General features: G+C 68.3%; 16 protein-coding genes. 7 read left to right on the top strand and 9 right to left on the bottom strand.

The window, feature by feature from the left end; genetic code table 11:
* Positions 1-54 precede the first annotated feature (54 nt).
* Positions 55-1,077 carry a type 1 periplasmic-binding domain-containing protein gene (locus tag HKD39_RS17460; RefSeq protein ID WP_171201150.1) on the bottom strand — a complete coding sequence of 341 codons (1,023 nt, stop codon included), beginning with the start codon at positions 1,075-1,077 and terminating at the stop codon, positions 55-57.
* Between the two features lie 143 nt (positions 1,078-1,220).
* Here HKD39_RS17460 and HKD39_RS17455 point away from each other — a divergent pair, with 143 nt between their 5' ends.
* The 4 genes from HKD39_RS17455 (at position 1,221) to HKD39_RS17440 (ending at position 7,269) form a co-directional block, all read left to right on the top strand.
* Entirely contained in the window at positions 1,221-2,501 is a 1,281-nt protein-coding gene (locus HKD39_RS17455) for a glycoside hydrolase family 76 protein (RefSeq protein WP_171201149.1), read from the top strand.
* Between the two features lie 343 nt (positions 2,502-2,844).
* The gene (gnd, locus tag HKD39_RS17450; protein WP_171201148.1) at positions 2,845-3,750 is read left to right on the top strand and encodes a phosphogluconate dehydrogenase (NAD(+)-dependent, decarboxylating); all 906 of its coding nucleotides are present in this window, start codon (positions 2,845-2,847) and stop codon (positions 3,748-3,750) included.
* 338 nt (positions 3,751-4,088) lie between these two features.
* Positions 4,089-4,853 carry a VOC family protein gene (locus HKD39_RS17445; protein WP_171201147.1) on the top strand — a complete coding sequence of 255 codons (765 nt, stop codon included), beginning with the start codon at positions 4,089-4,091 and terminating at the stop codon, positions 4,851-4,853.
* A gap of 358 nt (positions 4,854-5,211) precedes the next feature.
* Positions 5,212-7,269 (top strand): radical SAM protein, encoded by a 2,058-nt coding sequence (locus tag HKD39_RS17440; RefSeq protein WP_171201146.1) that lies wholly within the window; start codon positions 5,212-5,214, stop codon positions 7,267-7,269.
* Positions 7,270-7,400: 131 nt separating this feature from the next.
* Here the strand turns inward: HKD39_RS17440 and HKD39_RS17435 are convergent, their stop codons facing one another.
* The 6 genes from HKD39_RS17435 to HKD39_RS17410 all read right to left on the bottom strand — a co-directional run bounded on the left by HKD39_RS17435 (position 7,401) and on the right by HKD39_RS17410 (position 12,192).
* Positions 7,401-8,237 (bottom strand): alpha/beta fold hydrolase, encoded by an 837-nt coding sequence (locus HKD39_RS17435; protein WP_171201145.1) that lies wholly within the window; start codon positions 8,235-8,237, stop codon positions 7,401-7,403.
* Positions 8,237-9,202 carry a Rieske 2Fe-2S domain-containing protein gene (locus tag HKD39_RS17430; protein WP_171201144.1) on the bottom strand — a complete coding sequence of 322 codons (966 nt, stop codon included), beginning with the start codon at positions 9,200-9,202 and terminating at the stop codon, positions 8,237-8,239. Before HKD39_RS17430 ends, HKD39_RS17435 begins: the two co-directional genes overlap by 1 nt.
* Before the next feature lie 60 nt (positions 9,203-9,262).
* The gene (locus tag HKD39_RS17425; RefSeq protein WP_171201143.1) at positions 9,263-10,159 is read right to left on the bottom strand and encodes an ABC transporter permease; all 897 of its coding nucleotides are present in this window, start codon (positions 10,157-10,159) and stop codon (positions 9,263-9,265) included.
* Positions 10,156-11,160 (bottom strand): ABC transporter ATP-binding protein, encoded by a 1,005-nt coding sequence (locus HKD39_RS17420; RefSeq protein WP_246233083.1) that lies wholly within the window; start codon positions 11,158-11,160, stop codon positions 10,156-10,158. Before HKD39_RS17420 ends, HKD39_RS17425 begins: the two co-directional genes overlap by 4 nt.
* Positions 11,161-11,241: 81 nt before the next feature.
* Positions 11,242-11,649, bottom strand: coding sequence for a hypothetical protein (locus tag HKD39_RS17415; RefSeq protein WP_171201142.1), 408 nt, complete (start codon positions 11,647-11,649; stop codon positions 11,242-11,244).
* A gap of 171 nt (positions 11,650-11,820) precedes the next feature.
* Complete coding sequence (locus HKD39_RS17410) at positions 11,821-12,192, bottom strand: hypothetical protein (protein ID WP_171201141.1); 372 nt, start codon at positions 12,190-12,192, stop codon at positions 11,821-11,823.
* A 691-nt stretch (positions 12,193-12,883) separates the two neighbouring features.
* On the opposite strand from HKD39_RS17410, the gene HKD39_RS17405 reads away from it, so the two are divergent.
* The 3 genes from HKD39_RS17405 (at position 12,884) to HKD39_RS17395 (ending at position 15,353) form a co-directional block, all read left to right on the top strand.
* Complete coding sequence (locus tag HKD39_RS17405) at positions 12,884-14,173, top strand: cytochrome P450 (RefSeq protein ID WP_171201140.1); 1,290 nt, start codon at positions 12,884-12,886, stop codon at positions 14,171-14,173.
* A gap of 38 nt (positions 14,174-14,211) precedes the next feature.
* On the top strand, positions 14,212-15,045 hold the full coding sequence (locus HKD39_RS17400; RefSeq protein ID WP_171201139.1) for a class I SAM-dependent methyltransferase: 834 nt from the start codon (positions 14,212-14,214) through the stop codon (positions 15,043-15,045).
* A 74-nt stretch (positions 15,046-15,119) separates the two neighbouring features.
* On the top strand, positions 15,120-15,353 hold the full coding sequence (locus HKD39_RS17395) for an LPXTG cell wall anchor domain-containing protein (protein ID WP_171201138.1): 234 nt from the start codon (positions 15,120-15,122) through the stop codon (positions 15,351-15,353).
* A 134-nt stretch (positions 15,354-15,487) separates the two neighbouring features.
* Here the strand turns inward: HKD39_RS17395 and HKD39_RS17390 are convergent, their stop codons facing one another.
* Together HKD39_RS17390 and HKD39_RS17385 are read right to left on the bottom strand one after the other, a co-directional pair.
* Positions 15,488-18,409 carry an NHLP bacteriocin export ABC transporter permease/ATPase subunit gene (locus tag HKD39_RS17390; RefSeq protein ID WP_171201137.1) on the bottom strand — a complete coding sequence of 974 codons (2,922 nt, stop codon included), beginning with the start codon at positions 18,407-18,409 and terminating at the stop codon, positions 15,488-15,490.
* Between the two features lie 18 nt (positions 18,410-18,427).
* Positions 18,428-20,683 (bottom strand): NHLP family bacteriocin export ABC transporter peptidase/permease/ATPase subunit, encoded by a 2,256-nt coding sequence (locus HKD39_RS17385; protein ID WP_171201136.1) that lies wholly within the window; start codon positions 20,681-20,683, stop codon positions 18,428-18,430.
* Between the last annotated feature and the right edge of the window lie 11 nt (positions 20,684-20,694).

Here is a 20,694-nt window from a genome sequence, read left to right as displayed (position 1 = left end):
AGCCGGCTGCACTACCAGCCACCCGCCGAGTACGAACAAGCCCACTACGATCGACTACTGACCGTGCTCCAACCAGAGCCGGCCCACACAACACGACCGGTACCAAACCCGTGACGCTTCAGTTGCTGGTTCTGTGGTTGCTGGTGCAGTGGTTGCTGGTGCGGTGAGACCGGAGGTGGGCGGCGCTGCCGATCCGGATGCCGGCGCCGGGGCGGGCGTCGGCACTGAATCCGCTCCGGACGACGGTCCCCCGGCTCCGGTGTCGGGTGGTTCCGGCGGGCTTGGCTGCGGATTCGGGCAACTGCTGGCCAACCCCTGCCGGATGCCGGACGCTCTGGCGGCCGCCGGTCGCCCCTGGGTGCTGTCGGTCAGCACGATGACGGCGTCGTACCGGCATTGCCACTGTTGCTGCGCATAGTCGCCCAGCCCGACGCCGGTGGTGAGCCCGGCCCAACTGTCGTTGACGCCGATCCGGCTGGTCTGGCAGGAGCCGACGGTGCTGTCCACCGCGATCAGCGTGGTGTCGGCCGGTAGTTGGGCGCAGAACCCCGGCACCGTCAGACCGGGCAGAAACACCACAACGCCGTCCAGGTTCTGGCTGGCCAGCCGGCGCCCGCAGGCCAACGCCCGTTCGCCGGTGGGGCCGGCGTCGCAGGTGGTCAGCTCGGCGCCCGCAATGTCGGCCTGCTCGGTGATCGAGGTGAGCACCTGAGCTGCATACGGGTCGGTGCGGCCGGCGCTGATCAGCCCGATGCGTCGTCCCTGCGCGCTACCCGGCGCGGTCTGCCGGAAATCGACGAAGCGCGGGCTCTCGTCCGGTGGGTAACTGGTCGGAGCACCGCTCTCACTAGTGCCCACCGTTGTGGGAGCACCGCTCTCGGACGGGCCGCCGGTGGGGACAGCGGTGCCGGACGGCTGGGTGGTGGCCGTGGTCGGATCGGTGGTCTGGTCGGGACCGGACATGGTGTCGCAGCCGCCGCACACCACGGCGGCGGCGAGAAGTAGCGTGAAGAGCAGTCGGCGGCTGCTCACCGAGCGGGCGCGCACCGCGGTCGGCCGGACGGTGCTGTCGCGCATGCGCCCCATTCCAGCAGACCGCCGATGTGCCCGCAGCCCCGCTGCACCGCAGCGACACCGACTGCTGCTGTCAAGCCGGGAGCAGCACATCGTCACGGCACGGCAGCGTGAGAACGCGCGAAGGCGCGAGAAAGGGTGAGGCCATGCGGACGCCAACGCGCCCGCGCCGACGGCGCAGCCGAACCCGCAGCGCCGTCGGCGCGGTCGCGCTGTCGGTGAGCATGCTGCTGTCCGGATGCAGCGGCCACGCGCCGTCCGACCAACCCGCTGTCGACGTGCTGATGCGTTCGTACGACCCGAGCAGCGGAGTGTGGCCGGCGACCGGCTGGTGGAACTCGGCGAACGCGCTCCGTGCGCTGGCGGAGTACATGGTCGTCACCGGCGACCAGCGCTACCTGTGGGTGCTCGGCAATACCTACGCCAAGAAGCGAAACGCGTTGCGCGGCAACTTCATCAACGAGCTGATCGACGACACCGGCTGGTGGGCCCTCACCTGGATCCGGGCCTACGACATCACCGGCAACCGGCAGTATCTCGCCACCGCGCAGCGCGGCGTCGACTTCATGTGGCGTTACCGCGACGACGTCTGCGGCGGCGGGCTGTGGTGGACCACCGACCGCACCTACAAGAACGCCATAGCCAACGAGCTGTTCATCCAGGCGGCGGCCCAGCTGCACAACCGGATCGAGGGCGACACCCGCTACCTAAACCAGGCGCTGCAGGTGTGGAACTGGTTCGAGCGCAGCGGCATGATCAACGCGGACAACATGGTTAACGACGGTCTGAAGAACTGCCGCAACAATGGCGGCACCACCTGGACCTACAACCAGGGCGTGATTCTGGGTGCTCTGGTGACGCTGAACAAGGCGACCGGCGACGACCAGTATCTGGTGCGGGCCCGGGAGCTTGCCGACGCCTCCACCAGCAACGAGGCCATCCAGTCCGACGGCATTCTCACCGAGCCGTGCGAGGCCACCGGCTGCGACATCGACGGCCCCAGCTTCAAGGGCATCTATGTGCGCAACCTCGGTGAACTGAATGCGGCGCTCACCGACCGCCCGTACTCGGACTACCTCACCAAGCAGGCCACCACCGCGTACGACAAGAACCGCCGGCCGGACGGCACCTACGGGCTGCACTGGGCCGGGCCGGTGCAGTTCCCCACCGTGGCCGCCCAACAGAGCGCCGTCGACCTGATCGTTGCCGCCCAGCCGCCACCGCAGCTGCCGCCGGCCACCACCACAACACCGCCGACCTCGGGGCCGCAGGTGTCCGGGTTTCCCGCCGGGTCGGACCAGGCCGTCCCGATCGCGCCCACCGAACCTGCTCAACCAGCGGTGCCCACCGTGGGCACGGCGCCTGCTGCGCGTGTTGAACCAACGGTGCCCACTGGGTCCGCTGCGCCGAAAGCCCCCGACGACTGAGCACACACCCCGCACCAGCGCCCGCCCGGCTGCGGCGCTCAACTCACTGCAGCGCCCGTCCGGCTGGAGCGCCCGTCCGACTCTGCCGGCCCGACCGCCGCGTCGGCGTGGCTGCGCTGTGCACCTGAGCCGCTGCGCGGGGCCGAGCGGTGGTGTCTACAGTCAAACCCGAGACTCGGGTGACCGGCGGCGGCCTCGACGAGCGGGCGTCGCAGCCGGCTCACCCGTGACCAGCAGGCACCGAATCATCAACAAGAACAATCCCAACAGAATGCCCCAACCGGATCCCCAACAGCGGACCATCGAACAGCACGCCGGGACGACGGCGGAACCAGGAGTAGCAATGCAGATCGGACTCATCGGGCTGGGCAAGATGGGCGGCAACATGGCCGAGCGGCTGCGCCGCGGCGGCCACGACGTCGTCGGCTACGACCGCAACCCGGACGCTCCTCGTGACGTGGCCTCGCTGCAGGAGCTGGTCGACAAGCTGGAAGCGCCGCGGGTGGTCTGGGTGATGGTGCCGTCCGGCGCGCCCACCACCGAAACCATCAAGGATCTGTCCGAGGTGCTGTCCGAGGGCGACCTGGTGGTGGACGGCGGCAATACCCGCTACACCGACGATCCGATTCACGCGGAGATGTTGGGAAAGAACGGGATCAAGTTCGTCGACTGCGGCGTCTCCGGCGGGGTGTGGGGGCTCACCGAGGGCTATGCGCTGATGTGCGGCGGCGACGACGATGCCGTTGCCATGGTGAAGCCGGCCTTCGACACCCTGAAGCCGGAAGGTGAGTACGGCTATGTACATGCCGGCTCCGTCGGGGCCGGGCACTTCGTCAAGATGGTTCACAACGGCATCGAGTACGGCATGATGCAGGCCTACGGCGAGGGCTACGAGCTGATCAAGGCGATGGACTTCGTCAAAGATCCCGAGCAGGTGTTCGCGTCCTGGAAAGAGGGCACCGTCATCCGCTCGTGGCTGCTTGACCTGCTGGTCGACGCCCTTAAGAAAGACCCTGGGCTGGAAGGGATCCGCGGCTATGCGCAGGATTCCGGCGAGGGCCGCTGGACCATCGAGGCGGCCATCCAGAAGGCCATCCCACTGCCGGTGATCACCGCAGCACTGTTCGCCCGATTCGCGTCGCGGCAAGAGGAATCCCCGGCGATGAAGGTGGTCGCCGCGCTGCGCAACGAGTTCGGTGGGCACGCCGTCGGCAAGGCCGGCACCGAGGGTGACGTCCCGGTTTCCTGATCGGGCAGGACGGCCGATCACTCAGCCGACTGATCACAGCCGGCAGCTCCCAGCCGGAAGTTCCCAGCCAGAAGACCCAGCCGCCGCGCCCCCAGCCGCCACGCCCACATGCCACATCACAGCTGAGCTTGCGCATCACAGCTGGAATTGTTGACAAACTCGGCTGTGACGTGCGATCTCAGCTGTGATGTCCAGGCGTGCGGCTGTCGCCCAGCGCACGGCTCGAGATGTCGGGTGCGGCAAATCGTTGCAGGATGAGTGACGAGCACCCGGCGCAGCGCCACCAGGCCCCGTGCCCCGGGGGCCGCGGCCAGCCGCACCATCGACAGGAGAACGTCGTGACCAGTCCGGACCAGACCGGAACCTCCCTGACGACCATCAAAGATCTGGTGATCGATGCGATGGATCCGCCTGCCACCGCGCACTTCTGGGCCTCGGCGCTCGGCGGCCGCTACGACGACAAGAACCCGTACGGGATCCTCGCGGTGGACGGTGTGCCGCTGCGCAAGTGGTGGGTGAATCCGGTCCTCGAGGCGAAAACCGGCAAGAATCGGGTGCACGTCGACGTTTACGGCGACACCGCAGCGCTGCAGCAACGGGGCGCCACCGTGGTCGCCGATCAACCGGACAAGAACGCATCGTTCACCGTGATGGCCGATCCGGGCGGCAACGAGTTCTGCGTCTTCCCCCCGTCGAGTGCCGGCGCTGGCGCCGGCACGGGCACCGGCGGTGCGCCGGCCGAGGTGTTCGCGCTGCTGGTGGACAGCGCCGAGCCGGAGCAGCTGGCGTCATGGTGGCAGGGCGTCATCGGCGGCGAGCTCACCGACGCGGACGACGGTCGCCCGCGTCATCTGCGGGGGGCGGCCGGCATGGATCAGCTGGTGTTCAAGTTCGTCCCGGTCGCCGACCCCAAGCAAGTCAAGAACCGCTGGCACTGGGATGTGTTGGCGCTGAACAACAATGCGGTGGACGAGCTGCAGTCGCGCGGCGCGACGGTGCTCCGCGGGCCGAACGAGGCTGCCAACTGGACCGTGATGGCCGACCCCCAGGGCAACGAGTTCTGCGTCTTCCCGCCCAAGGAAGAACTGGCCGGCAACATCTGAGCCAGGAGCAGCTGAGCCGGCAACATCTGAGCCGGGAAAACTGACTCAGTCCGGCAGCGCGTCCATGGTGGCCAGTGCGTTCACCTCGGCGGCCCGCAGCCGCGCCACCCCGAGCCACCCCCGCGCCTGGCTGCGGCCCGGCCGGTGGATAACCGGAGGGTGCGAACAGCCGAACGGTGGCGGGCGTCGGCGCTTTCGGGTCGGTCGGCGGCGGCACGGCTGCCTGGCTACCGACCGGCGGTACGTCACCTTGCGTACCGCCCGGCCCGGCAACTGCGTAACCGAGGTGAGACTACTTCCGCGCGATGGCTCGCTGCTGGCTGAATCGGGGCAGGTATCGAGTCGAGGAGGCGCCGCGGTGGCAGCAGTGCAGCTGGGACAACCCTGGACCAGGCGGACGGCCGCCGTCACGCTGCCGGAGCGGACCAGGCACGAGGTGCATCTGGTCGAGATGACCATGCTGGAAGAGCACAACTACTCGGCCATCCTCGGCTACCTGCACGCGGTGATCCGCACCGACCCGGCGCTCGATGCCGCGCTGGACGTGCACAAGCACATCGAACCGACCGCCGACACCCTGGTGGAGGACGGCTACCGCCGGGTCCTGCAGAGCATGCGCGATCCGTCGGTCGTCGCCTTCACCGTGTACTTCTGGAACCGGCCGCAGGCGGTGGAGCTGGCCCGCAGGGTGAAAGAGCGATTCCCCCGGTGCCTCATCGTCTTTGGCGGGAACGACGTCACCAATCAGCAGCAAGCCTTGTTCGAACAGGCACCGTGGACGGATGTGTTGGTGCACGGCGAGGGCGAGCTGCGGTTCCGCGAGGTGCTGCACGCCGCTCTGCTCGACAACGGTGAGCTGGCCGACATCGGCGGCATCAGCTACCGGGACGTCGACGGCCAGGTGGCCACCACCCCGGACGGCGGCCGCATCGTCGACCTGGACGACGTGCCCTCGCCGATCCTCACCGACGTGTATTCGGACGAGGCGTTGGCGCACACCCGGTTGATCATCTACGAGACCAACCGTGGATGTCCCTATTCCTGTGCCTTCTGCTTCTGGGGTGGGGCCACCAAGTCCAAGGTCAGGCAGTTCTCGCTGGAGCGCATCGAGGCGGAGCTGGACCGGATCGTCCGGCTGGCCCGGCCCGGCACCAGCCTGTTCGTGGCGGACGCGAACTTCGGCATCCTGGGCCGCGACCTGCAGATCGCCGAGATGTTCGTCCGGCTGTGTCAGAAGTACGGCAAACAACTGACGTTCATGACCAACTGGGCGAAGAACTCGAGTTCCAAGGTGGTCGAGATCGCCACCGTGCTGCACCGGCATCGGATGGCCGGTGCGATCACCTTGTCGGCGCAGTCGTTCGACCAGCAGACCCTGGACATCGCGCACCGCTCGAACATCAAACTGGATCGGTATCGAAAGCTTCAGGTCGAGTTCAGAGAGCGCGGAATCCCGACCTACACGGATCTGATCTGGGGTCTGCCGGGGGAACCGCTGCCGGTGCATCTCGACGGGGTCGAGGAGGTGCTGCAGGCCGGCGGCTGCCCGGTGGTGTATCCGCTGGTGCTGTTGAACAACACCGAGTACGCCTCGGACACCTTCGGCAAACTGCACCCGCTGACCGCGCGGCACATGCCGTGCGACATCTCCGACCCGTCGCTGGTCGCCGACGTGGTGGTCGGACACCCGCAGATGAGCTTCGACGGCTGGGTGCGCGGAATGCGAATGTTCGCCGCGACGTCGCTGTGGGTCAAGGCGGCGATGCGCTGCACCCTGCTGTACCTCTCGGCGATCAGCGGGGTGCGGATCGTCGACATGGTGAGCACCCTGATGGATCACACCGATCAGGTCGGTCTGGCTTCCTGTCCGGAACTGTCGGCCGTGCAGCGCCATCACGAACAGTCGTTGCGGCACCCGTTCTCCATCGACTACCAGCCGATCGACGCGATTCTCGGCGATCGCAAGAGCGTGCTGGAAGAGCTCCACTACCAGGCAGAGATGTACCTGGTGATGGACGACGCGGAGCGGCACCGGGCGATTCTGAAGGAGGCGACCCAGCTGTTGGTCGACACCTTCGACCTCGCCGGGACGGACGGCATCGGTGATCTGCCCGGCCTGCATTCACTCGACGTGGTCGGTGGAACCATGTGGCGCGCAGGCAATTCCACCCGGCCACTCACCGGCATGTTCGCCGTCAGCGGCAGGGCGCTGAACATCCTGCGGGACTTCGCCGTGCTGCCCGAGTGGGACTACGACCCGTCGGCACCGGTGGTGTCCGGGCGTTCCACCGCGCGACCGGACCGGGTGGGGTACTGGAACACCGCCTACGCGATGTCGCTGCTGCGGGGCGCCCGCCGGCTGCACTTCGACGCCGACACCCGCATCATCTTCGGGCGGGCCGAAGCTGTTGCCTGACGGCATCTTTTGCCCTCGCGCGACATTCGGCTCAACCGGCCGCGGCCTGCCGGTTGCGGTCAGCCGGCCGCGCTCACTAGCGCTCCGCTCACTCGGCTGTCCTGACTCGGCGGTGCACAGCCGACCCGCGCTCACTCGGCTGCAGCGTCGCCGGGGAAGCCGAAGAATGCGCCGAGCAGCGGTGCCACCGTTGTCGGTACCTCGATCGGCGGGAGGTGTCCGACACCGTCAAGCCGGTGCACCGTTGCCGTTCCCACGGCCGCCTGCAGGGTGGCAGCGTTGACCAGCATGGAATCAAGATCTTCGGTTCCGACAATCACCTGCAGCGGGGTGCGGATGCCCCCCAGCATCTCCGGTGTCTGAACACTGCCGGTGAGCCGCCCCATGGCGCCGCTGACGAGCTCGTCCCAGCGATGCCTGGTCAGTACCTGCCGCACTCGCTCGGCCGCCTCCGGATAGCGGCTGACGCCGCGAAAGATGTTGGGGGGACTGCTCATCCACAACCCGGCCATCTGCTCACCCGGGCCGGCGAACCGTTTCAACATGGCCAGTTGCTTGTACCTGGCCGCCGCCTCCGGCTCGGCCAACACCCCGCCGAGGGTGGGTGCGGCGATGGACAACTGGTCGACGGATTCCGGGTGCCGGATGGCCCACTGCAGCGCAACGCAGGAGCCGAAGCACAGTGCGACGCAGTGCCGCGCCTGATGGTCGGCGGCCACGCCGGCAACGGTGTCGGCCAGTGCGTCGAGGCTGAGGCCGGGAGGGATGGGCGCCGAGTCGCCATGTCCTGGAAGGTCAACAGCAACGTGATGCCACCGCGGCATCAGCTGCCAGATCTGTTGCCACAGTGAGGAATCCATGGTGTACCCGTGCAGCCACAGCAGGGCGGGTCCGCTGCGGTCACCACCGTGCCGCACCGCCAACGGTGCGCTCCCCGACGTGACGTCCACGTCCTGGGCGCTGCTCATCACGCCACACCGTCGGTCCACCGGGCACCGGCCATAGCCGCGGCGGCAAGCTCGAACTCACCGCAGAACGATCGGAAGGCGAGGACGGCGTTGTCCCTTGAATCCAGCCGCTCCGGACCATCGGTGTCCAGGTGCTCCCACACCACCAGATCCTCCCCGAGCGCCTTCCGGGCGCCCGCCACCAGCCCGGCCAGAGCGGTGATGTCCCCGTCCGGCACCGCGACTGCCACCCGGGCCAACGTCCGGCCGTCGGCGAGCGGCACGCCGCCGGTGACGATGATGCTCGAGGAGTTTCCGTCGTCGAACTCGGTCAGCACCAGGTGCGGGCTGTACGCCCTTGCCAGAAAACTGTTGCTGCGTTTGATCTCCGCCGTTCGGCTGGCAGCGCCCTGCAGCCGAGCCGCCTCCGCTCGCCACGGCGCATCGGCGGTGACGAACTCGGTGCGGATGGTCAGTTCGCCGTCGGGACCGGCGACACAGTTCATGCCGCGGATCTGCGGCACCTTGTGCACGGCCCGGAAGTGGTCGATGTCAAAGGCATTCTCCACCACATAACCCGACGGCACCCGCACCTCCAGCTCCACCGCAGACACCACCATGGCGGCGCTGCTGAGTTCGGTGAGCACCGTGCTGAACCCGCGGTCGGCGCTCGCTCCGTCACCGATGCGGACGAACACCGCGGCCCCGGCCACCGCCACCTGGTGCTCGGCAATCCCGAGTCGCTTGTCCGGTGCGCCGAGCTGAATGTGCTTGCCGTGAAAGGGACACAGCACGCAGTTGTTGTCGGTGAGCACCCCGCCGTAGCCGAGATGTGCCCCGCGGTGCGGACATCGCCCGTCGAAGATCCTGACCCGTTCGGCCTCCCGAACCGCGATCAGCGCCCGGCCGCCCAACTGCAGCGGGCTCACCCCCTGCGGAATCCCGTCGAGAAAGCCGATCAGGAACCAACCGTACGGAGTAATCATCGACGTCTTCCTATCTTGATCGGTACTGGTGGCCGGGATGGCCGCAGGCGCGGCGGCGGCTCAGTGCACACGCGTCGACTTCCACCGGAACGTCAGCAGGCTGACCACCAACATCGCCACCGCCCAGATCCCGAGAACCAGCGCGATGTGCCCCAGTTCCCAGTTGCCGGCCGGCTCCACCCGCTGAAAGCCGACCGGCAGGAACACGTAGCGAAAGCCCTGAGCCAGCCACTTGAGCGGGAAGAACGCGGCAACGGTCTGCATCCACGACGGCAGCTGGCCGAAGGGGAAGAACACTCCGGAAATGAACTGCAGCGCGATGAAGGGTGGGGTGACGATCGCGGCGGCGGCGCCGGCGTGCGGGATCAGCGAGCTGTAGGCCACCGCCAGCAGGGCACATGCCGTCGTTCCCAGCGGAAGGACCCACGCCAGGGTGAGGTAATGCTGGGCGTCCGCCGGCAGCGGCAGGTGGAAGGCGAGAACGGCAATGGCAAGCAACACAAGGGTTTCCAGCAAGGTCGTCACGGCGACCCTGACCAGTTTGCCGAGAAAATAGGCCGCTCGCGGCATCGGTGAAACACCGAGTCGGCGGATCAGGCCGCGGTCGCGTTCGACGGCGATGTTCATGGCCAGACCGGAGAACGCCACGCTCATCACCCCAGCGGCCAACACCCCGGCGATGAACACCTGCCGGAACTCGACGTTCGTGCCCTGCACGGTCCCGCTGAAGATGGAGCCGAGAATCACCAGCATCAACACCGGGAAGAGCATGGTGAACACCAGCGACTGCCGGCTGCGGAACACGGCGAGCAGCTCGACCCGCGACCGCGCGAGTGTGGTGCGCAGCAGTCCCGGTGGCCGAACCGGCGGCGTCGCAGCGGATCTGCCGGACTCCGCACTCCGCCCGCGCATCGAAAAGTCGGCGGGGAGCAGCCGCGGCTGCGTCGAGCTGGTCATGATGCCCTCACCCCAGCCAGGTCGGCTGCCGGGGGCTGGCCGGTGTGCTCGGCGACGATCCTCAGGTAGTTGTCCTCAAGACTGGGGCGACGCAACTGCAGGTCGGTGATCTCACCCAACCGGTGCTGCTCGGCCCAGGCCAGCAGCCGGCCGAGATCGCCGGTGGGGGCGGTGCTCTCCCAGCTGACCTGGCCGGCACCGTCGACGGCCAGCTGCGGGAAAAGCGCGCGTACCGAGCTCGCTGACTGACCGCGGCTGAGCCGGAAGCTGATGGTGGCGCCGGATCGGTGCGCCGCTCCGAGGCGGTCGACCGGGCCACATTCCACCACCCGCCCGCCGACGATGACGGCCGCTCGATCGGCCAGCGCCTGCGCCTCGTCGAGGTAGTGCGTGGTCAGCAGGGTGGTGGCGCCGCGACCGGCGAAGAACCGGACCAGCTCCCACGCCTCCCGGCGCGCCGCCGGGTCAAGGCCGGTGGTCGGTTCGTCGAGAAAGATCAGCTCAGGGTCACCGGCCACCCCGACCGCAACGTCAAGGCGGCGCTGCTGACCACCGGACAGCGTCGAGGCCCTGACATTGGCCTTGGCCGCGAGTCCCACCATCTCGAGCAGTCGCCCGACCGGCAGCGGGCGCGGGTACAGCGCGGTGAAGTGCCGCAACACGTCGCTGACCGTCAGATCGTCGTAGCCGCCGGTACTTTGCGGTACCACACCGATGCGGGCCCGCCATCCCCGACGGTCGTGCGCCGGGTCGCAGCCCAGCACCGACACCCGCCCGCCGTCGCGGCGGCGAAAGCCCTGCAGGATCTCGACGGTGGTGGTCTTCCCGGCACCATTGGGGCCCAGCAACGCCAGTACTTCGCCGCGCCGCACCCGTAGGTCCAGGTCATCCACCGCGCGAAAGGGCCCGTAGGACTTGCGCAGGCCGCTGACGACCACCGGGTCGTCGCCGTCCGGCCCGGTGCCGGCACCGGCGCTCATCGGTGTTGCGGGTGTTGGCATGAGCGATCCTCCCGAGACGTGCCTGAACGCATGGGACGTGAATGCATGGGACGTGAATGCATGGGACCCGAATGGATGGGATCAGCCGCTGCCGCTGGCGCTGCAGCAACTCGGGCAGCAGGAGCAGCAGTACGGGTCCCAGATGCCGCCGGCAGCCACCGACGAGAGCTCACTCTCGGCGAGTTCGGCCCTGTCGATCTGCGGGGCATCGGGCAGATAGAACACAAAGTGCCCGGTCGCGGCGCTCCGTTCGTAGGCAGCCAGCTGGGCCTGGACTCCGGTGGGTTCACCGTCGACGGGCTCGGCGGCGGCTACCCGTTGCAGCGCAACGGTTGTGCCGTCCGGCACGGCGATCCCGGCGGCCGTCAGGGTCTCGGCGGGTCGCTGCTGGAGTCTGTCGGCGAAGGCCTCGTCGGACCAGGCGTTGATCAGGGTCTTGGTGTAGGCGGTGGCGAACGCGGCGCGTTCGGCTGCGGTCAAGGTAGTCATGTCGGTCGGTCCTCGGGTAGCGGAGCGGGCTGGGGGCAGGAACATCGGCGCGCAGCTAATAGGGCCCTTGCTGAGCGGGGCAGACACCTGGTGCCGGGTCCAGACGTGGCGAGGGCGGGGAGGCTCGGCGGGTCACCGGTGCCGCCCCGCCCTCGACGTGCCGGAGCCGGATCAGGTGCAGCAGCAGCAGGGGCAGCAGCAGCAGTTGATGTCGCCGGCGGCGACACCTTCCAGATCGCTTTCCGACAGCTCGGCGGTGTCCACCTGGGGCACCTCGGGGATGCGGAACTCGAAGTGACCGTTCTCCAGGCCGCGTTCGTACAGCTCGACCTGAATGTCGACGCTGCCCTCGCGGGGGCCGTCCGGGATGGCCCGGACAATGTCGACGGTGGAGTTGGCCGGCAGTTCGATGCCCGACTCGGCCAGCGCGGCCCGCGGGTCTTGGGCGAGCCGCTGTGAGAACTCCTCACTCGACCACGCACTGATCAGTGCGCGGGTGTAGTTGTTGACGAATTCGGCCCGTTCCTTGGGGCTCAGAGTCATGACGATCTCCTTAGCGATCGAGGGTGCAGACCCGGTGTGAACCAGGTGGTGATGGGGCTTTCGACAATCGGGGTAAAACCAATCGAGGTAAAACCAATCGGGGTAAAGCGCCGGCACCACCAACGATGCGGTGACCACCGCCGGCTGCCAACACTTCACCGTCGATTGCGTACCGATGTCGGTGACGGCCTGCGCCCGCGGCTATTGCCTCGTCGGTATGCCTACCGGTATCGCTTGCCGGGCCGTCACTTTCGCGCAGCTGTCAGCCGAGTCAGGCGGCCGGCGTTACGCAATCCGGCTGGTCGGCCTACGTGATCGCGGACCCAAGTGAGGTAGGCCGACCGATGGTGCAAAGTCCGTGCCCCGGCCGACAATTGCTGTCGAACCACAGCAGACGTCGAACCACAGCAGACGTCGAACCACAGCAGACGTCGAACCACAGCAGACGTCCAACCACACGAGAACAACAGCCCCACCGACCTAGCAACGAAGACCAGCACCGAAAACGGGTGATCCGATGACGATGACCTCTCCGTCGACGGCCGCGGCCGGGCTGCACCCATTGCGGCGCAGTAGGTCTGCGGCACTACCGCCGACCCGCAGCTCTGCGGACCAGCAGCTCGGGCAAGAGTCCGGCGGCCGGCACAGCGCCGCGCGGCCGCCGGGGCCGGGTCGGTTGAGCATCGCACAGATGCGTACCGATCCACTGGGCTTCGTCACCGATCTGCACCGGCGCTACGGCGATGTCACCAGCCACCAGGTCGATGCCGACACCGTCATCGTGGTGCACCGGCCGGACCTGGCCAGGCAGCTGCTGACCGGCAACGGCGCCAACTACACCAAGCTCGACACCCCCGACGACCACATGCTTCGTCCCTTGCTCGGCAACGGACTTCTCACCAGCACCGGCGCGGAATGGTCGAAGCAACGCCAGACCGCCGCTCCGGCCTTCCGCCCGCATCGGGTACGTCAATTCGACACCTTGATGACCCAGGCGGCGGCGGCCCTGGCCGACCGGTTGGCACTGGCGCCGCCGGAAACCGAGGTCGCGGTGGACCACCAGTTCACGTCGCTGACGTTACGCATCGTGGTGGAAGCGATCCTGTCGATGCGACTGGACGGCGTCGGTGACGGCTTCGGTCGCGCGGTGGACGCGGTCAACAGCTACATCGGCCACGATGCGGTCACCGATCCGGGTGGGGCCGGCCCGTCTCGACTGTCCTTCGAGCAGGCAAAGGGATTCCTGGAACTGGTCACCACAACGCTGATCGCCGCCCGCCGCACCACCGCGGAGCAGACCCCGCAGCCGGACTCGGCGGGCGGGGATCTGCTGACAGCGATGATGGCCGGAGAATCGACGCTCACCGAGCGGGAGCTGCTCGACCAGGTGCTGACGCTGATCATGGCGGGCCACGAAACCACGGCGAAATCGTTGACCTGGTCGGTTTTTCTGCTCGACCGGCACCCGGACTGGCGCATGCGGCTGGAGAACGAGGTGGACCGTGTCCTCGGCACCGCTGCTGGTCCGCGGCTGCCCACCGCCGCCGATCTCGCCCGGCTCCCGCTGTGCGGCAGAGTCATCCGGGAAGCATTGCGACTGTATCCACCGATCTGGTTGACCTCGCGCCGCGCGATCGGCCCCGACCGCCTTGACGGGTACCGGGTGGAGGCCGGTGATCTGGTGTGCGTGAGCCAGTGGGTGCTGCACCGCGATCCGCGGTACTGGCCGCACCCCGAACGCTTCGACCCCGATCGCTTCGCGGACCCGGCGCAGCTGACACCACACGCCTACTTGCCGTTCGGTGGCGGCGAAAGGATCTGTATCGGACAGCATTTCGCCCTACTTGAGGCCACCCTGGTGTTGGCCACCCTGGTGTCCAGGCTGCGGCTGCGGCTACGCGCCGGCACCGAGGTGGAACCGGAGGCGCTGGTGACGCTGCGGCCGCGCGGCGGCATGCCGATGACGGTGCAACGCCGGTGACGGGCCCAGCACGGTGACGACACAATGACGGTGAGGCAATGACGGTGACGACCTCCGCGACGGTCACCCCGGCTCGCGCCGGTTCGTACCGGGCCGCCGCCACCGTGCCCGGCGGTCTGGCCGCGGAGCACCGGCGATTGGCCGCGCAGGCGGAACTGTCCTGGCCGCAGGAACTCTCGCTCCTACGCCGGCTCGGTCTCGACCGGTGCCGGGAGCTGGTGGAGGTGGGCGCCGGCAACGGCGCGGTGACCCGGCTGCTGCGCAGGGACTTCCCCGGCCTGACGCTGACCGCGGTGGATATCGACCCCGAGCTGCTCGACCCGCGGGCCGGCGCCGACCACACCCTGGTGGCGGATGCGGCGGCATTGCCGCTGCCGGACTCCAGCGCCGACGCGGTGCTGCTGCGCTTCGTGGTGCAGCACCTGAACGCCCCAGCCCCGGCACTGTCCGAGGCGGTCAGGGTGCTCCGTCCCGGCGGTCTGCTGCTGGTGACGGACGTGGACGCAGCGCTGTGGGGAGTGGCCGAGCCGTTCCAACCGGAGCTCACCGGGGTGTACCGCGCGCTGCAGCGGGCACAGCAGGGCGACGGCGGAAACCGGCTGGTAGCAAGACGATTGACCAGACTGCTCACGGCGGCGGGTTGCGTCGACGTGGCGTTGCACAGCTATGTCACCACCAACGACAATCGTCCGACCGCCGACTTCGCGGTGCACCTCGGCCCCGACCGACTGGCACCGCTGGTCGCCACCGGCGAACTCACCGTCGCCGAACTCGCGCAGGCAGCCGCGGCCTGGAGCCGATTCGCCGCCGACCCGCAGGCCTGGGTGATGCTGCTCGGCTTCACCGCGGTGGGACGCCGGCCGAACCGATAACCGCTGATCGTGCTACCGCCAACCCTTCCGCCAAAGGTGTTGTCCCGCCAATGATTCAACTGAAGGAGCAGACCATGTCAACCAGTCAACGCGCCGGATCCACCACCAACGCCCATCCGACAACCAACCCGAACGTCAAGATCTTTGTGGCGATCTTCCTGTTCATCGCGGGTCTGGTCGGCCTGGTGCTCGCGGTGCTCAACGCCAGTTCCAAACCGGCCAACACCACGCTGGCCATCATCTACGGGCTGGCCGGGCTGGTGCTGCTGGTCGGCGGCTTCCTGCTGGTCCGCCGGCGCCGCTACTGACGTTACTGAACAACGGTTACTGAACAGCCGTTACTGAACAGCAGGGCGCCGGCACTGCTGGCCGGCAACGCCGTCACCAGCCGAGCGACAAGAGCAGCCGATCAAACAAGGCAGCCGGACAACAACGCAGCCGATCACGAGGTCTGCCGCCGGGCCAACTGCGCGAACAGGCCGTCGGCGTCGGCCATCAGCTCGGCGTAGCTGCCCTGTTGGACGATCTTTCCCTTGTCCAGCACGATGATGCGGTCCGCGCCCATGATGGTGGTCAGCCGATGCGCCACCACGATTCTGGAGGCGTTGAGCCGGTGGGTGGCCTCCGCGACGGTCAACTGCGTCGGGTTGTCCAGCGCGCTGGTGGCCTCGTCGAAGTAGACGATGCGGGGCCGCCCGATCAGTGCCCTGGCGATCATCAACCGCTGGCGTTGCCCGCCGGACAGGGCGCTGGTGCCCTCGCTCAGCACCGTGTTCATCCCCATCGGCATGGCCTTGATGTCGGCGGCGATACCGCTCATTTCCGCTGCCGCCCAAGCGTCCTCGACGCTGTAGGTGGTGGAACCGATGATGTTGCTCTTGATGTCGCCGGCGAACAGCCCGCCGTGCTGCAGCACCACGCCGCACTGCCGGCGGACCGCGCCGACATCGAGATCGGCCAGGTCCTGGCCGTCGTACAGCACCGCACCGGATCCGGGCCGCTCGAAGCCCAGCAGCAGCCGCAGCAGGGTTGACTTCCCGGATCCGGACGGGCCGACAACCGCGACGAACTCACCGGCGTCCACCGAAAAGCTGACCCGGTCGAGCACCGCAGGGCCGTCCCCGTACCGGAACGAGACCTCCGACAGGGTGACCCGCCCGGACAGCTCACCCGGATCGGCCTTGCCGGCGTCGATCTCGGGCTCGGTGCTCAGAATCGGAGTCAGCTGCTGAAACATCGGCACCACCGCGATGGCGGTGATCGCCGCGGTGGTGAACTGCACCGTCGCCGACATCAGAATGGTGAACGCTGCCAGGAAGGCCAGAAACGTTGTCACCGACACCGATCCGGGTACCGAACCGCCGACCACCGCGAACAACACGATGGAGCAGACGATCGGGAAGCCGGCGTTGAACACCGCCATCCGGTTCTCGATGCGGCGGGACGCGGTGGTGAGACTGCGCTCGGCGGCGAACTCGTCGGCCCAGACCCCGAACGCCCTGTCCTCCGCGGCGGCGACCCGTAGCTTGGGCACCGCGGTGAGCAGCTGGAACACCCGTGACGCGACCTGCCGCCCCGCCTGGTACGCGGCCTGCTGCCGCCGGATGTCCAGCCTGGTGGCGACCCAGGCGGCGGCCACCGCCACCAGCAACAACCCGGCGCCCACCAACGCCAGCTTCACGTCGATGAAGAACACCAGCACCAGGTTGGCCAGCCCGGTGATCAACCCGAGCGTCGCGGTGATCACCATGCCGGACAACAACTCCTGGGCGGCGTTGACGCCCATCACCGCGGTGCCGAGCGAGCCGGTCGAATACCTGGCGAAGAAGGCCGCAGGCAACGACAGCAGCCGGTTCCACACCCCGGCCTGCATCTTCTCCGACGCCCGGCTCTCGATCCGCAGCACCGCGAAGTTCTGCACCACCGACAGCACCGCCACCACCAGCGCGGCCGCGATCACCAGCAGCGAGCCCTGAACGATCAGGCTGCGGTCGGCCCTGGCCACGAACGTGCCGAGCACCTGCCCTGTCATCAGCGGCGTCAACAGACCGATCCCGGCGACCAGTGTCGCCATCAGCCCGAAGCGCCAGTAGTCGGACTTGTTGCCGGACAAGCCGAACCGCAGCAACCCTTTGACGCCGCGCACCTCCGGCGGGAGCGACGGGTAGAGCACGGTGCCGCGGTTGTCCAACTCGCCGGCGACCTTTGCGGTGACCGGGGTGCTGTCGCCCGCCTGCCTGAGCACGTACCGGCCGCCCACCCGGATCGCCGCGACCGGCTCGCCTGTCTGTTTGCGGAAGGCGACGAACGGCCCGACATCCGAACGCCACCAACCCGTTCCCAACCGGATGGTTCTGGTCCGCACCCCGGAGGCCAGCGCGATCGCTGACACCTCGTCGTGGTGCCGCCCGAGCACCGAACCGGCGACCGGCGGCCGCACCTGGAAACCCAGCTCGGCCGCGACCTGCTTGGCGGCGTCAAGGGCGCTGTCGGAGCCGCTCACCTTGGTGGTGGAGATGGCCGATTCGGTTTCCCGCAGCAGCGATTCGAACCGGGTGGCGGTGGACGGCATGGCCTGCGCGTCCAGCTCCGCCCGGCGTCGCATCGCCGCCCGCTCCTCGGAATCCCTGCGGCACACCCTGATATCGATGAACTGCAGGGTGCGCAGCATGTGCGTCACCACGGCGTGCCACAGCTCGCCGCCGACGGCGAGATCTCTGGTCGACTGCACCGTCAAGGTGGTCGGTTCGGTGGCGGTGAGCCAGTCCCGCTCGGTCAGGCAAACCCGTTGTCTGCCTTCGACAGTGTCGCCGGCGGCATCCCCGATCTCGGCACACCCCGACTCGATGTCCACCCACAGCACACCGTCGATGGACCTGATGGCCTCGCCGGCACCGACCGTCAGCGGCGGCTGTGCTTGCTGTGCTTGTTGTGGTTGCTGCGCGGTGGGGCGGGACACCGGAACGAACTCGCGGGGCGGCAGCCCGCCGCGCAACGAGTGGGCCAGCTCGGAGATCACCCGGTCGATGCCGCTCACCACGTGGGCGATCTCGGGCCCAACCATGCGGGCGAGGTCGGCGGCGGCAATGGTCGACAGCCTGGCGTCAAGGCTGGGCCGCGCGATCAGCTGATGCAACGGACCTGGTACCCCGCCGGGAATCAGACCGCCGGCCCCGATCCGCGCCAGGAACGTCCAGCGCCCCGCCGGACGGCCGTCCCGCACCGGCACCGCGAACAGGTCGAGGTGCCCGGCCTCCACCAGCGTCAGGGTGTCCGCTCGGTCCAGCACCAGGATCGGTTGCCCGGTCAGCGGCAACGCTGTGGTGTGCGACCTCAGGTCGAGGGTGTCGGAAAGAGTAGTCACGGCAGGCTCTTTCGGTTGTCAGGAGGTAGGGGCGCCGGTGGCGGCCACCTCGGTGCTGATCAGATGGGCGTAGCTGCCGTCCGCGGCCAGCAGCTCGTCGTGGGTGCCGCGTTCGACGATCCGCCCGGCTTCCAGCACGATGATCTCGTCGGCGTCCCTGACGGTCGACAATCGATGCGCGATGGTGACGCAGCTGCAGCCGCGGCGCCTGAGGTTGTCGATGATGCGGGCCTCGGTCTCGGCGTCCAGCGCGCTGGTGGCCTCGTCGAGCACCAGCAGCGTCGGTTGGGCGGTGAGCGCCCTTGCCACCTCCAGCCGTTGCCGCTGGCCGCCGGAGAAGTTCCTGCCGTCCTCCTCGACCAGGCTGTGGATGCCACCGGCGCGTTCGGCGACGACGTCGTACACCTCGGCGTCCCGAAGTGCTTGCACCACCACCTCATCGGGCACCGCGTCGTCCCACAGCGTCAGGTTGTCCCGCACCGAACCCTCGAACAGCGCGATCTCCTGGTCCACGTACGCCACCGATTGCGCCAGCACCCGGCGCGGCAACTCGGTGCGGGGAACGCCGTCGAAGGTGATCGATCCGGACCACGGGGTGAACAGCCCGTTGATGAGCCGGCCGACGGTCGACTTCCCGGATCCGGAACCCCCGACCAGGGCCACCCGGTGGCCCGGCGCCAGGTCGATGGACAGGTCGGACAGAATTGGTTCGGCCAGCGGGTTGTAGCCGAACGTCACCGCGTCCAGCCGCAGTTGGCCGGCCAGCCGGCCGCGGTCGGCCGTGCCGGGACGATCGAACGACTCGTCGGTGGGGTAGAGCTCGACGTCGTAGAGCCGCCGGACATCGGCCGAGATGTCCTGCAGCCGGCCACCGAGGTTGGTCAGCGCCGTCACCGGTCGGGACAGACCCATCAGCAGGGTCTGGAAGGCCATCAGGATGCCGACGGTGATCGCTCCGTCCACCACCCGCAGGCCACCGATCAGCAACACCAGACCGGTGTTCGCGGCGGCGATCAGCGGTGGCGCGACGGTCAGGTAGGCCGACGGAATCCCAAGGCGCTGCTTGGCCGAGACCACCTTGGCCAGAAAGCCCGACCAGCGTGCGAACGAGTCGGGTTCCGATCCGGACGCCTTGACCGTCTCGATCATCTGCAGGGTGTGAAACGTTGTGGCCGTGAGGTTTCCCCGATCGGCGCGCAACGCGGCCACCGCGTTGGTGCGGCTGCGCGCCACCAGCCGCAGCACCACGATGTTGAGGATCGCCATCCCGATGCCGATCAGCCCGAGCAGCGCGTCGTAACGCACCAGCAGCGCCGCATAGAACACCACAAGCATCAGGTCGACCACCGTCACCGCAAGATCGCGGGACAGAATCTGGGCGACGGTGTCGTTGGCCGTCACCCGCTGGGAGACCTCGGCGGGGCGGCGCTGCAGGTAGAAGTCGACGGGCATGCGCAGCAGCCGCCGAACGAAACGGGCCGAACTGACCAGCGCCATCCGCACTTCCAGCCTGAGCAGGTACTGCCGCTGCACGCTGGTCAGCACGAAGGTGCAGATCGCGGCCACCGCCATGGCCAGCAGCAGTACCGGCAGCATGGAGTGTTGCCCGGCACCGAGAATGCGATCGATGAAGACCTTGGAGAAGGCCGGCACCACCAGGCCGGGGATCACCAGCAGCAGGCTGGCGATCAGCACCAGGGGCAGTGCCCGGCCGGTGGGCAACCGGCGTTGCCACAGCGCCCGCCGCAACGACGGTTGCTGGCCGCCGGGAACGAACGACTCACCGGGGGAGAAGGTGAGCACCACCCCGGTGAAGCCGCTGTCGAACTCCTCCCACGGAATCAGCCGGGGACCAGAGGCCGGGTCGTTCACCGCGACGTACCGATGGCCGCGGCTGGTGTGCACACCTTCCACCACCATGAAGTGCTGGAAGGCCCAGAAGATGATGGCAGGGCCGTCGAGGTCGGCCAGGTCCTCCGCCTCGGTCTGGAATCCCTTGGCCTGCAACCCGTACGACCGGGCGGCCCGCAGCAGGCTGGAGGCCTTGGAGCCGTCCCGGCTGACCCCACAGACCCGGCGCAGCTCCTCCAGCGGGACGTGTTTGCCGTAGTGACCGAGCACCATCGCCAACGACGCCGCGCCACATTCCACCGCCTCCATCTGGATCACGGTGGGGACGGTGTAGCGGCGCCGGCGCCGTACCCGAGGCCCGCGGGCGCGGGTCCGGTGCCGCCCGGTGGTCTGCTCCGGCGCGCGTTGCAGCGTGCTCGTCATGGCCGGCCCGC

This window comes from Nakamurella aerolata, from assembly GCF_013002705.1.
Lineage (GTDB): Bacteria > Actinomycetota > Actinomycetes > Mycobacteriales > Nakamurellaceae > Nakamurella > Nakamurella aerolata.
Note: the sequence above shows the minus strand (reverse complement) of the source record. Positions and strands in the feature narration are given on the sequence as shown.

Excerpts from the sequence above, each read along its gene's own strand:
- HKD39_RS17460 (WP_171201150.1), bottom strand. The coding sequence starts at position 1,077 with ATGCGCGACAGCACCGTCCGGCCGACCGCGGTGCGCGCCCGCTCGGTG.
- HKD39_RS17455 (WP_171201149.1), top strand. The coding sequence starts at position 1,221 with ATGCGGACGCCAACGCGCCCGCGCCGACGGCGCAGCCGAACCCGCAGC.
- gnd (WP_171201148.1), top strand. The coding sequence starts at position 2,845 with ATGCAGATCGGACTCATCGGGCTGGGCAAGATGGGCGGCAACATGGCC.
- HKD39_RS17435 (WP_171201145.1), bottom strand. The coding sequence starts at position 8,237 with ATGAGCAGCGCCCAGGACGTGGACGTCACGTCGGGGAGCGCACCGTTG.
- HKD39_RS17430 (WP_171201144.1), bottom strand. The coding sequence starts at position 9,202 with ATGATTACTCCGTACGGTTGGTTCCTGATCGGCTTTCTCGACGGGATT.
- HKD39_RS17425 (WP_171201143.1), bottom strand. The coding sequence starts at position 10,159 with ATGACCAGCTCGACGCAGCCGCGGCTGCTCCCCGCCGACTTTTCGATG.
- HKD39_RS17420 (WP_246233083.1), bottom strand. The coding sequence starts at position 11,160 with ATGCCAACACCCGCAACACCGATGAGCGCCGGTGCCGGCACCGGGCCG.
- HKD39_RS17415 (WP_171201142.1), bottom strand. The coding sequence starts at position 11,649 with ATGACTACCTTGACCGCAGCCGAACGCGCCGCGTTCGCCACCGCCTAC.
- HKD39_RS17410 (WP_171201141.1), bottom strand. The coding sequence starts at position 12,192 with ATGACTCTGAGCCCCAAGGAACGGGCCGAATTCGTCAACAACTACACC.
- HKD39_RS17405 (WP_171201140.1), top strand. The coding sequence starts at position 12,884 with ATGCGTACCGATCCACTGGGCTTCGTCACCGATCTGCACCGGCGCTAC.
- HKD39_RS17400 (WP_171201139.1), top strand. The coding sequence starts at position 14,212 with ATGACGGTGACGACCTCCGCGACGGTCACCCCGGCTCGCGCCGGTTCG.
- HKD39_RS17395 (WP_171201138.1), top strand. The coding sequence starts at position 15,120 with ATGTCAACCAGTCAACGCGCCGGATCCACCACCAACGCCCATCCGACA.
- HKD39_RS17385 (WP_171201136.1), bottom strand. The coding sequence starts at position 20,683 with ATGACGAGCACGCTGCAACGCGCGCCGGAGCAGACCACCGGGCGGCAC.